The following is a 12,790-nucleotide window of genomic DNA, read 5'->3' as shown; positions in this document are numbered from 1 at the left end:
TCCCTTGGGCAGCTTTTTTAACTTTGATTCTTCATTCAAAGTCTATCTCAAAATGGCCATATTTTTTGGTATTGTCAACAACAAGTTCGAAATCTACATTAAATTTCTCTTTGTAAAATTTTATAATTCCCTTCTCTACCGCGATTTTAACAACTTTATCATTCCCTTTTATGTAGATTTTTCGCGCATTTACATGCCGCAACACCCTTTGTATATTATTTCTTAATCTTTTGTAGATGTACTCAGTTGAGTAAACCAATCCTTCCCCTTCACATATAGGACATTTTTCTTTAAGGTATGATCCTACTTGCGACCTCACCCTTTTCCTTGTCATCTCAACAAGTCCTAATCGAGTATACCCCAATACAGTGCATTTTGTCCTGTCTTTTTGGAGTTCTCTTTTGAAAAATTCAAGCAAATCCCTTCTAAAATTTTCATTTTTCATGTCTATAAAATCAATAATAATTATTCCACCAATATCTCTTAGCTTAAGCTGCAGGGCAATTTCTTCTGCTGCTTCAAGATTGGTCTTGTATATTGTCTCCTCTAAAGAAGATTTTCCTACGTACTTTCCTGTATTTACATCAATTACAGTAAGAGCTTCTGTTTGGTCTATTATTACAAAACCTCCACTTTTTAACCATACTTTTTTTTCTAACAATTTTTCGACTTGAAAATCTGCTCCATAAATCCCCATTAAATCTCCTTCTTCATAAGTAACTGAAATATTATCCTTTCCTACATTTTTTAAATATTTTTTTATGTTCTCATACTCCTCTTTGTCGTTAACCACAATTTCATCTACCTCATCAGAAAGCAAATCCCTCAAATACTTAATTACAAAATCCTCTTCTTTATATATCAAAGAAGGAAGGGGGGCATTTTGAAAATCTTTTTGTATTTTCTCGTACAAGCGAATTAATTCTTCTAAATCTTCCCTCATTTGCTGTTCTGTCGCCTCTAATGCAGCTGTTCTAACAATTATTCCCATACCTTCAGGTTTTAATTCTTTTATAATTTCCTGAAGCTTCTTTCTTTCCACTTCTTCTTCAATCCTATGAGAAATTCCAATGTAATCGACATTAGGCATTAAAACAACATATTTCCCCGGCAAAGAAATATTAGCGGTCACTCTGGGATTTTTCATGCCTACTGCTTCTTTTGATACTTGAACCATTATTGGTTGACCTGGTTTTAAAACTTGTGTAATGCTTTTGGGTAAATTCTCTTGTTGAAAAAGCACATCGTCAAAAAATAAAAAAGCGTTCTTGCCAATTCCAATATCTACAAAGGCTGCCTGCATGCCTTTTAAAACATTTTGAATCTTACCTTTATAAATATTCCCCAAAATATTTTTCCCATCTCTTTTCTCTGGATGGTACTCCTTTAGCTTCCCATTTTCTAATAAAGCGATTTGGCTCAAATTCCCATCAATGTCCAATATAAGTCTTTTCAAAATTTTCACCCCGTACTTATTCTAAAATCATATATTTTCTGTGAAGTTTATAAGAGTCCATATCAAACAAGTCTCCAATGTAATCATTCAAAGCCTTTAATAAATGTAAAGGATTAGGAACTCCCTCTCCTAATGTTAATTTTATATAAAATTTCAAATAATCTTCGGTCTCTTCAATTACTTTTAACTCCAAAACATAAGGTCTTATATTTACCATCTTCCTGCCGTTTTTACTCTCTTTTTCTATTTCAATTACATCTTTTCTCATAAATTCTTCTATTTTATTTTGAATATCTTTAATACTTTTTTTTACATTGACTTGCAAAATATACTCTGCTCCTTTTATTTTTGTAGAAAGCGCATCATTCAATTCTACCTCATAGCTTTCCACAATTTCAATACCAGGTGGTAACACTTTGTTCATCTTTTTTCTGAATTCTTCAGGAGAAATATCTTCTTCCAAATCTATATCCATATAATCCCCATCTGTCGTCGCACCTACTATAAGAGCAGGCCCAAAAGAAATTTTAGGATGGGGATTAAATCCTTGTGAAAAAGCGACTTTTATATCAGCTCTTCTCAAAGCCCTTTGAAATACTCGCAAAAGGTCTAAATGGGAAATAAATTTGACTCTTTCATCTTTTGTATATTTATTTCTTAGGCGCTTCAAAACACACTACCCCCTCATCAAAATCCTTTACTCCACAACCTGTACAATAAAGCCTGCAGTCAATTGTAATTCTTCCTTCTTGAGATTTTTTATATTCTCTAATCAAATACCTTTTATCTATCCCAACGTCTATTACATCCCATGGAAATATTTCTTCTAAACTTCTTTCTCTATTAGCATAAAAATGAGGATTTACACCTGCTTCCTTAAAAGCCTTTTCCCAGTTGTCATAATTAAAATATTCTTCCCATCCGTCAAATTTGCATCCTTTTTCCCACGCTTTTATTATAGCTTTTCCTACTTTTCTATCTCCTCTCGAAATAACAGCTTCTAAAAAACTCATATAAGGATTGTGCCAATTGTACTTTAACACTTTACTCTTAAGTTTCTTTTTTAGCAAATCTTGCTTTTCCATTATTTCTTTAATGCTGTTTTGAGCCGTCCACTGAAAAGGTGTAAAAAGTTTAGGTACAAAAGTAGAAGTGCTTATGGTGACTTTTAAATTCTTCGCATTCCCTTTTACTTCTTTGTAATTATTTACTATCTTATATGCCAAATCCGCTATCCCTTCCACATCCTCCATCGTCTCTGTAGGGAGACCTATCATAAAATAAAGTTTGACATTTGTCCATCCTGCAGAAAAAGCCTCTTTTGTCGCCTCTAAAATATCTTCTTCTGTAATCCCTTTGTTAATTACGTCTCTAAGTCTTTGCGTACCAGCTTCTGGTGCTAAAGTAAGACCTGTTTTTCTAACTTTTTGTATTTCTTTTAACAAATTTATAGATACAGTATCTACTCGTGTAGATGGTATAGAAACTCCAACTCCTTTATCCTTATATTTCTCAATTAACCTTTCAACTAATTCTTCAATTTGAGAATAATCACAAGTACTTAAAGAAGCTAAAGATATTTCCTCATACCCTGTAGATTTTACAAGCTTCTCCGCTAAAACTAAAATTTTTTCCTTTGATTTTTCCCTCACTGGCCTATATATCATCCCAGCTTGACAAAATCTACATCCCCGTGTACACCCTCTAAAGATTTCTAACATTATTCTATCGTGAACTATGTCCATAAAAGGAACGATTTGCTCTTCAGGATGATACACATTTTCAAAATCTTTAACTATTCTTTTCTTTACTTTTTCAGGAACTCCTTTTTTAATAGTCCTTATCTCTTTTATCGTTCCATCTTGATTGTATACTTCCATATAGTACTTAGGAACATATACTCCTTTGATTTGAGAAACAATTTGTAAAAATTCTTCTCTTTCTCCTTTCCTTTCCTTCCAATCTATATAAGCGTCAATAATTTCATTTATGACCTCTTCTCCTTCTCCCATTACAAAAAAGTCAATAACGTCAGATAACGGAGCAGGGTTATACGCACAGGGTCCACCAGCAATGACAAAAGGTAACTTTTTCCTCTCTCTTGATAGGATAGGAATATTCGCTAAATTAAGCATATTTATTACATTTGTATAACTTAATTCATACTGAAGAGTAAAACCTATAAAGTCAAATTTATCTAATGGGGTTCTTGTCTCTAAACTAAAAAGAGGAATGTCATTTTCCCTCATGAGCTTTTCCATATCCAACCATGGTGCAAAAACCCTTTCACAATATACGTCTTCTCTTTTGTTTAAAAGATGGTATAAAATTCTAAGCCCCAAATGAGACATTCCCACTTCATATACATCCGGAAAAGCAAAAGCAAATCTTACTTTGACTTCCTCCGGATTTTTTATAGAAGAATTTAATTCTCCTCCTGTGTATCTTGTAGGTTTGCTTACTTTCATAAGCAAAGCATCTATTTTATCCTTTAAGTTATTCATCTTCCTTCCTCCATAGTCATTTTATAATCTCACCAATTGGTAAATACAATCCATGTTCTACCGCATATTCAAAAAGCTGAGTCTCGGTTATTCTATATTTTTCCCTAAATTTGTCGTCTAATATTATTATAACATGGTATTTAGCAGGTATAAAACTTTTTATAACATTTGCAATTGTCTCCTTTTCTAATACTGCTATATGATGTACCCCCATCAATCCTTTTTTATAGAACTCTGTTTTTTTTCTAAAAAGATCTCTCATTTGCAAAAAAGCTGATGCCTTTTTCTCTTTATTTGCCGCTACTACTAGTAACACCGATAAAAAAGCATAAACAACATTTAGCTTCCAATTGAATATGCCTTTTAGAACAAAATATAACATAACGAGAGAAATAGCATAGGAAGAAAAAACAGCAGTCGCAACAGCACTTCTTAGGCTAATAAAATACGACAAAACACTTTTTAAAACCCGTCCTCCATCCAAAGGAAGCCCTGGCAGTAAATTAAAAAAAGCCATTGCAATATTAGCTTTTATAAAATAATCCATATCTATTTGTAAAACTTGTGAAATGAATTCTCCAAAAAAAGCAAAAAAAATATTGGACATAGGTCCTGCTAGTGCAACTAATACTTCTAAGTCTGGTCTTATAAACACTATGCTGTCCAAAAGAGCAATTCCTCCAAAAGGATAGATATTGACTTGTAGCACCTCTATTTTCAGTTTCTTGGCAATATAAATGTGTCCACATTCGTGAACAAAAACTGTAGCAAAAATAGCAATTAATTCTTTTATAAATCCCGTTGCAAGTAAAAGTAATGCAAACACAAAAGTAGAAAAATGTATTTTTACTTCGAGCCCTCTAAATTTCATTTTGCGCCTTCACTGGCAGCATCCCCTATAACAACCTTTGTCAAGGGGTCTACTGGCTTGCCATTTTCCCAAACTTCAAAATGCAAGTGAGGAGCAGTTGTTTTTCCAGTATCGCCTGTCTTTCCAATTACATCCCCTTGTTTTACTTGGTCTCCTTCTTTCACTAAAATTTCTGATAAATGAGCATAGACAGTCCTTACATCATTAGCATGCCTTAAAACTATGACTTTCCCGAAATCCTGGTTTTGCTCCTCCACTAACATTACTACCCCATCTAATGCTGCTTTCACTTCTGTTCCAATAGGAACATCTATATCAATACCCGTATGATTTGTCAATTGATTTGTAATTGGATCAACCCTCATTCCAAAGCCAGAGGTTACCTTCCCAGTAACAGGCGCAATCATTTTGATAAAAGCCTGAGAAACATCAGAAGAAGTTTTATTTTCTGAAGTTTTTTCCTCAGTGGGAGAAAAAACTTTTATCACACTCTCTTTGAGCCAAGGAATCTTACTTTGAACTAATTTTAATCCTTTCTTTGTGTTTTCGTAATTCATATTATAACTTAGCACACTTTTAGTAGCATTTATAAAAGAGTTGGCTATAGGCACGTCAACTGATTTAAAAAGCAAAATCATTCCTAATAAAACTAATGAAATAATTAATTGATTTTCAAATAGCTCTGCATACTTTTTGTAAGTGTTAAATTTTTTGGGAAAATAATAAGGAATTCGTTGGTATTTCATGATATATGCCTCCTTCTATGTTACATTTTATTTTTAAGGAGGCATTATTATGATAAATTATTTTTATTCTACTATTTCTCTCCACTCTAAAAGTCCTTGCTCCATCCCTTTCAATAAAACTTCTGCAGTAGCGATATTAGTCGCCAATGGAATAGAATGCACATCACAAACTCTAAGCAGAGCCAAAATATCTGGTTCATGGGGTTGAGCCGTAAGTGGGTCTCTTAAAAAAATCACCATATCAATCTTGTTTTCAGCAATCATTGCACCAATCTGTTGGTCTCCACCAAGAGGGCCGGGTAAAAGGCAATTTACATTTAGGCCTGTCGCATCTTTGATAAGTTGTCCTGTATGGCCTGTTGCGTATATATTGCATTTTTCAAAGATATGCTTATAAGCAATTGCGAAATTCACCATAAGTTCTTTTTTTTGGTCATGGGCTATCAAAGCTATATTCATGGAAATTCCCCCTAAAAGTTTATCTTTTGCCTTCTCATGCTTATATTTTCTAAAAGTCCTATAGCCATTAAATCTACCACCATTGCACTTCCACCATAACTCATAAATGGAAGAGGAATACCTGTGATTGGCATTATTCCAATAGTCATCCCTATATTTTCAAATAGGTGAAATGTAAACATAGCAATAATTCCTACGGCCACCAGCCTTCCATATTTGTCCTTAGCATTATAAGCAATCTTCCAAGCTTTATACAACATAATGGCATAGAGAACTATTAGTATAGATGCCCCTATAAAACCTAATTCTTCCCCTACAACAGAAAAAATAAAGTCTGTCCAGGCTTCTGGAAGATAATAGAGCTGAGTTTGGCTGCCATGAAAAAGCCCCTTCCCCCAAAACATTCCTGAACCGATAGCAATTTTAGACTGAATCACATGGTAACCTGTTCCCATCGGGTCCAGTTCCGGATTTAAAAAGGATAAAAGTCTATTTCTCTGGTAAGGTTTTAATAGTTTGTACCCAATAGGCAGCAGGGCAATCCCTAAAGCAAAAAGCTGTGCTAATACCTTTGTCCTTATCCCCGAGATATATATTATAGCTAAAAAAATTGCAATAAATACAAGCCCTGTCCCTAAATCTGGCTGCAGCATCACTGCAACAAAAGGAATTCCTACATAAACCATTGGCCACAAAAGTTCTTTAAAAGTTTTTATTTCTTCCGTCTTGCTAAACATATTTGATAAAGTTAGCACTAATGCTAACTTAGAAAATTCAGAAGGTTGAATATCCACAGGTCCTAAACTTATCCAGCTTTGTGCACCATTACTTATCTTTCCTATCGCTAAAACTAGCACAAGACCAAAAAGGTTGAGAATATATATAAAAGTAGAAAACTTAGCAAGAATATTATAATCAAAAAGACATATTAGGAGGATAGAAATAAGTCCCACTAAAATTGCTATAGTTTGGATGATAACTTTTTTGTAAGAGCCTGTTTGAAATGTGTGGGAGGCGCTTGTCACGACAATAACACTATACACACATATTAAAAGTACAACAATTAACAATCCCCAGTCAAAGTTTTTTAAAAGTTTTTTATCAAACACTTTAATCCCCTCTTTTTCAGCAATCCAATTTGTATTATACCATATAAAAGAGATTTTCACTATATAAAAAAACTGGCCCACGGCCAGTTATCTTATCACCTGTTTCATTTTCTTTATAGGAATATTTGCATGAAGAGCAGGTATATAGGTATTATCACTTCTTTTTTCTTTTGTAATTTCTACATTTAGTCCTGCTTCATCAATATCCACGTAATTAGAAATAACGTTTAATATGTCTTCTTTTATCATTTCCAAAAATTTAGGAGAAACATCCGCCCTATCATGGACCAATAAAAGTTGTAACCTCTCTTTTGCTATATCTTTACTGTTGTTTTTCCCTCCAAAAGATTTAAATAAATCCACAAATCACACCTCCTAAAAGCGCTAAGCCAGTTTAAAAAGCTTTTTGAGTCTATCCATAAATCCATTTCCTATATCAAGGTTAATTAAAGGCACATTATTCCCTAAAAGTCTTTCCACCAAGTTTCTATAGGCTTGTCCTGCTAATGACCTCTCATCCATAACAATCGGTTCACCTTTATTGGAAGAAATAATTATATTTTCATCATCAGGAATGACACCTAAAAGGTCAATAGCTAAAATATCTATAATATCTTCAATGTCCATCATATCTCCTCTTTTGACCATATCCATTTTAATCCTGTTTATAACTAACATAGGATTGTGAAGTTCCGCCGCCTCCAAAAGTCCTATAATCCTATCAGCATCTCTAACCGCTGAAACTTCTGGAGTAGTTATGACAATTGCTCTATCAGCACCTGCAATTGCATTTTTAAATCCTTGTTCAATACCTGCAGGACAATCTACTAATATATAGTCAAATTCCTCTTTCAAATCTCCTATTAATTTCTGCATTTGCTCTGGAGTAACAGCAGATTTATCTCTTGTTTGAGCGGCAGGTAAAAGATATAAACCATCAAACCTTTTGTCCTTTATCAAAGCTTGCTTTAATCTGCACTGCCCCTCTACTACATCAACAATATCATACACAATTCTATTTTCCAATCCCATCACTACATCAAGATTTCTTAAGCCTATATCAGTATCGACTAAAGCAACTTTATAACCTTTCATAGCAAGATATGTACCAATATTTGCGGTAGAAGTAGTTTTCCCAACTCCACCTTTCCCAGAAGTTATAACTATTGCTTCGCTCATCATACCACTCCATTCCATTAATATTATTTTTTAGAATATTTTACCATAAATCATTGAGATGGTAAAGTGGTTTTATAATAATTTTACCTTTTTTAACAACTGCAATTTCGGGATAATCACTGGCATCATCTTTATCTGGAGCCCTAGAAATGATATTAGCTATTCTAAGCTGCATTGCTCTTAGGGAAGAAGCTACGATTACAGCCTCTTTATTGCCAGTAAATCCCGCATGAGCTATCCCCCTTAACGTCCCCATAACAACTATATTACCGGCAGCTTGTACTAATCCTCCAGGATTCACATCCCCAATTATTACAAGATTACCATGGTATTTTACAACTTGTCCAGACCTAACAGTCCCTTTATGAAATTTTGTTATCCCCTCTTCTAACCCATTAAATATTTCGTCATCTGTCACATTTTTTATATGCTTTTCTTGAAAATTTTTCACCCGCACCTCAATACCGTATTTTTCAAAAATAAAATCTTTTAATTCTTGTAATTTCTCTTCTTTGACACTTAAACTTTTTACTCTCACAGTAAGAGTCGCACCCTCAAAAAACTTAAGAGATTTCTCAATTCTATTCACTATTTTCTCTTTTAGTGTTTCAATATCTACATCCTCTTCTAATACAATTACCAGTCCTTCTTTTGTCCCCTGAATTTTTATCGCTTCTTTTATCATAATCTACCTCCGTAAAACCCTCGTTATTATCTATATTCTCCACAAATCGCAATTTTCCTTCTTAATTATAAGAAAAAAGAGGATAAAACATCCTCCAAATTACATTATCTTAGTGGGGAATTTATCACCTTAAAAGTCTCACTTGAACTGTCTTTACTCAAGCCAAAATATGCATCGAAAATATCTCTCGCTACATAAGCCGCATAAGAACCAGCCCCACCTTGATATATGACAGCAACAACGGCAATCTGTGGTTTGTCATAAGGCGCAAAACCTACAAACCATGCATAGTTATCTCTTCCTTTAATACCTACTTCTGCCGTTCCAGTTTTTCCCCCTACAGTGATAGGGAATCCATTAAAAGCAGCGCTTGCAGTTCCCCCTCTTTCGGTTACTCCCCTCATTCCTAACTTTATTGCATTAAGATATTTTTCTGGAATATCGATTCTATCTAAAACTTGTGGTTTTGTTTCCTCAGCAATTTTACCATCAGCAGTCATAATTTTGTCCACCAGATGAAGTTTATATCTAGTACCGCCATTCACCAAAGTAGATATATAACTTGCAATTTCTAAGGGAGTAAACTGATTATCACCTTGACCTATTGCAGCACTGCATGTATCCGTTAGACTCCAGTGTTTTGCATAATACATCAGTTCCCATAATTTTCTTTGAAGCCTGGGATCTTCTATGCCCATTTTTCCCAATTGCAAAAAGGTATTATAGTCACTTAAATTTCCCGAATCAATGATTTTTACAATCTTTTGATATTGTCCCTCTGTTATCACTCCATCTGGATTTGTATCTGTTTTTACCATTGATTTTATAAGCCCAAGATAATACTCTCTTTTATATTGAGGGCTTGCAATTATGCCCTTTGTCTCATATATTTCAATTCCTGTTCTCTCATCTAATCCAAATTTTTTAGCATATTCTATTATTTTATCTATTCCCATTCTTCTTCCCATTTCATAAAAATATGTGTCAACTGAATATTTAATTGCGTCTGATACATTTACCCAGCCTTGTGTCCGATGATATTCATTCCATAGCCAGTTAGTCTGTTTTGTATAAGGATAAATGCCAGGATCTAAATATTTCTCATCTACTGTTGTAACACCACTTTCCAAAGCTGCTAAAGCTACTACCATTTTAAATGTTGAACCTGGAGGTACTGCTCCTTGTGTCGCATAATTGAAAACAGGGCTAGGTTCAACTGTTGCATTTCTGGCTTTAAAAAGTTCCTTTACAATACTGGCAGGAGGATTCCCTGTAGCAAAAATATTTGGATCAAAACCAGGAACACTGGCTAATGCCAAAATCTTCCCTGTATGAATATCTACAACTACTGCAGCTCCAATATTAGCATTTGGATACTTTTTCCCATATTTACCCTCTCTTATATTTTGCATAGTTGTGAGAAGAGATTGTTCTGCTGCCTCTTGAATGTTCTTATCAATAGTTAAAAATATTTTGTCCCCTGGTACAGGTGGTTCTGTCCCTAAATTTTTTATTAATCTTCCATAATTATCTACTACAACTTGTTGACCACCATCTTTTCCTTTTAAATACTTTTCATATAATGCTTCTAGTCCGGAATGTCCAACCAAATCTGTAAGCTTATATTTAGTCATATCTAAATTTTTTAAATCTTCTTGGGTAATTCGACCAATATAACCTAATGTTTGGGATAATAGAGTTCCATAAGGATAATATCTCACAGGTTTTACATTTATCATAATTCCTGGTAATTCTAAATGTCTTTCCTCAATTTCAGCAATCGTTTTTTGGTCTATATCCACAGCTATTTCTACTGGTTGATATTGATTATATCCTTGTTCTTCCATTAATTGACGTACAACCATTATTTTCCTTGCTTCTATTGGATCCATATCCTTAGGTATTTTAAATTTTTTTATTAAAATATCCCAGGTTTCTTTAGCAGTAGCATTTTCTGGTATGTTATTAGCTTTTTTCCACGCCTTTTCTCGAGCTTTCAAAGTTTCTTCTTTTACTGATAGTTCATCTGAATTTTTAAAATTGAAATAAGGGTTTCCATTTTCATCTAAATAGATAGGCAAATCGTCTTTATATTTTACATTATTTTTTGTTAAAATATCCATTAATTTCAATATAGTCTCGTTAAGGTGACTATCAACCACTTCTCCTTTTATAATATTTACAGAAAAGCTTGGTCTGTTTGTGGCTAATTTTATTCCATATCTATCAACAATTTCTCCACGAGGAGCATCGATAGGTATAAGTCTAATTGCTTGCCGCATTGATATATCTCTATAATAGTCGCCTTTTATCAGCTGTAAATAAACTAAACGTGAAACTAAAACAACAAGAAGTGCAATGATAATGGCTCCAAAGGTATAAAACTTTTTTTTAAGGCTCTCATTCAAAGATATCACCTTCAATATTTACTTTTTCTAAAAAAATTTACTTTATTTTCATTAACATATCTATTAAATGAAACTAAATACCTATAAGCAAAAACAGTAATTATAGAATTATAAACCGCTTGTATCATTGCAATATTCATAAAATCTGATAAAAAATTAAACTCATATTTCATCAAAACCATTGAAAACATCGTTACAAGGTTATAAAGAAGGGTTCCTAAAAAAACAAACACAAAAGCCACAAAAGAACTTTCTTTAAAAACACTTTTGCTTAAAAGTCCTGTAATGTAGCTAACAATAAGCAAGGGAAAAGTAGTAACCCCTAAAGCATTATTAAAAAGAATATCTTGAATAAGCCCACCAAGAAGGCTTAAATAAATTGCTTCCCAAGAGCCGTTTAAAAGTGAAAAACTTAACACTACAATAAAAACTGCATCTGGTTTAACACCAAAAATATCTATAAATCTGAATAAAGTTGATTGTAAAATAATTAACAAAACAATCAATAAATACTTATACGCTTTTCTCATAATAATCTACTTCCCTGTATTTGTTGTATTAGTAACTACAAAAACATACTCCAATCTTTCAAAATCAGCTGCTGGTTTTATGACAGCTTGTTTCAACAAAGAACCCGGGTCTCGAGTAACTTTTGATACTTTTCCTATTATCAAACCTTTTGGGAATCTGCTCATACCAGAAGTAGTTACTACGTCACCTTCTATCAATTCAGCATCTAAAGGAAGATAAATCATGATTAGTCCACCGTTTGAATCTCCTCTTACTACACCATTATCACGAGTTCGTACAGCTACAGCGCTTACAGAACTATTTCTATCTATAATGGCTAATACCTTTGCCCAATTGTCTCCTACTTCTGTAATCTGTCCCACCATATTTCCTTTTTCGTCTAAAACTGCCATGCCAGGTTTGACACCCTCATTTTTGCCTTTATCAATAGTAAAAGTTTTAAACCAATTTCCTGGATTCTTTCCTGTTATAGTAGCAAGTTTTAAATCTAGTTCAACATTTTCTGTTTTAAAATTTAAAGCTTCTTTTAGTCTTTTATTTTCGTTCATTAATTCCTGTAACTTTATATTTTCTTTTCTCAGTTTTTCTACTTCTTTTTGAAGTTTTTCATTTGTCGCCCTTAAAGTACCTATCTCACTAATTGAAGAAAAAAAATTAGAAATTCCCTCTCCCATTTGATAAAAAACCTTTTGAAGAGGAACAAAAACGTTTCCAATTATAGATTCTACTTTAGTATCATACCTCTCTGTATCATAAGTATAAGCCATGGCGGCAATAAGCGCCACGGCTATCAAAAAAAGCAAAATCAATTGCCTATTTCTAAAAAAACGTGGCACGCCAAT

13 protein-coding genes are annotated in these 12,790 nt (G+C 33.4%); all 13 read right to left on the bottom strand.

Features of this window, described 5'->3' with window-relative positions:
- Window positions 1-31: 31 nt before the first annotated feature.
- Window positions 32-1,465, bottom strand: a complete 1,434-nt coding sequence (locus tag THYS13_RS01040; RefSeq protein WP_042832766.1) for an Rne/Rng family ribonuclease — start codon at window positions 1,463-1,465, stop codon at window positions 32-34.
- A 7-nt stretch (window positions 1,466-1,472) separates the two neighbouring features.
- Entirely contained in the window at window positions 1,473-2,126 is a 654-nt protein-coding gene (locus tag THYS13_RS01035) for a TIGR03936 family radical SAM-associated protein (RefSeq protein WP_042832764.1), read from the bottom strand.
- Complete coding sequence (locus THYS13_RS01030; protein WP_042832763.1) at window positions 2,107-3,960, bottom strand: TIGR03960 family B12-binding radical SAM protein; 1,854 nt, start codon at window positions 3,958-3,960, stop codon at window positions 2,107-2,109. The genes THYS13_RS01035 and THYS13_RS01030 overlap by 20 nt, the downstream gene beginning before the upstream one ends.
- 16 nt (window positions 3,961-3,976) lie before the next feature.
- Window positions 3,977-4,831, bottom strand: coding sequence for a M50 family metallopeptidase (locus tag THYS13_RS01025; protein ID WP_042832762.1), 855 nt, complete (start codon window positions 4,829-4,831; stop codon window positions 3,977-3,979).
- Window positions 4,828-5,577 (bottom strand): M23 family metallopeptidase, encoded by a 750-nt coding sequence (locus THYS13_RS01020; protein WP_042832761.1) that lies wholly within the window; start codon window positions 5,575-5,577, stop codon window positions 4,828-4,830. Before THYS13_RS01020 ends, THYS13_RS01025 begins: the two co-directional genes overlap by 4 nt.
- Window positions 5,578-5,640: 63 nt before the next feature.
- Window positions 5,641-6,036, bottom strand: a complete 396-nt coding sequence (gene mgsA, locus THYS13_RS01015; RefSeq protein WP_042832760.1) for a methylglyoxal synthase — start codon at window positions 6,034-6,036, stop codon at window positions 5,641-5,643.
- 11 nt (window positions 6,037-6,047) lie between these two features.
- Complete coding sequence (rodA, locus tag THYS13_RS01010; protein ID WP_042833902.1) at window positions 6,048-7,145, bottom strand: rod shape-determining protein RodA; 1,098 nt, start codon at window positions 7,143-7,145, stop codon at window positions 6,048-6,050.
- A gap of 87 nt (window positions 7,146-7,232) precedes the next feature.
- Window positions 7,233-7,508: a cell division topological specificity factor MinE gene (gene minE, locus THYS13_RS01005; RefSeq protein ID WP_029687851.1), complete on the bottom strand. Its 276-nt coding sequence runs from the start codon at window positions 7,506-7,508 to the stop codon at window positions 7,233-7,235.
- 21 nt (window positions 7,509-7,529) lie between these two features.
- Window positions 7,530-8,324, bottom strand: coding sequence for a septum site-determining protein MinD (gene minD, locus THYS13_RS01000; protein WP_042832759.1), 795 nt, complete (start codon window positions 8,322-8,324; stop codon window positions 7,530-7,532).
- Window positions 8,325-8,364: 40 nt separating this feature from the next.
- A complete protein-coding gene (gene minC / locus THYS13_RS00995) occupies window positions 8,365-9,009 on the bottom strand; it encodes a septum site-determining protein MinC (RefSeq protein WP_042832758.1) in 645 nt (214 codons plus the stop codon).
- 104 nt (window positions 9,010-9,113) lie between these two features.
- Window positions 9,114-11,432 carry a penicillin-binding protein 2 gene (locus THYS13_RS00990; protein ID WP_042832757.1) on the bottom strand — a complete coding sequence of 773 codons (2,319 nt, stop codon included), beginning with the start codon at window positions 11,430-11,432 and terminating at the stop codon, window positions 9,114-9,116.
- Entirely contained in the window at window positions 11,429-11,947 is a 519-nt protein-coding gene (gene mreD / locus THYS13_RS00985) for a rod shape-determining protein MreD (protein WP_042832756.1), read from the bottom strand. Before mreD ends, THYS13_RS00990 begins: the two co-directional genes overlap by 4 nt.
- Window positions 11,948-11,953: 6 nt before the next feature.
- Window positions 11,954-12,784, bottom strand: coding sequence for a rod shape-determining protein MreC (mreC, locus tag THYS13_RS00980; protein ID WP_042833901.1), 831 nt, complete (start codon window positions 12,782-12,784; stop codon window positions 11,954-11,956).
- Window positions 12,785-12,790: the final 6 nt, after the last annotated feature.

Source organism: Thermoanaerobacter sp. YS13, assembly GCF_000806225.2.
GTDB lineage: Bacteria > Bacillota > Thermoanaerobacteria > Thermoanaerobacterales > Thermoanaerobacteraceae > Thermoanaerobacter > Thermoanaerobacter uzonensis.
The sequence above is the reverse complement of the archived record's forward strand: the minus strand, read 5'-3'. Positions and strand labels throughout refer to the sequence as shown.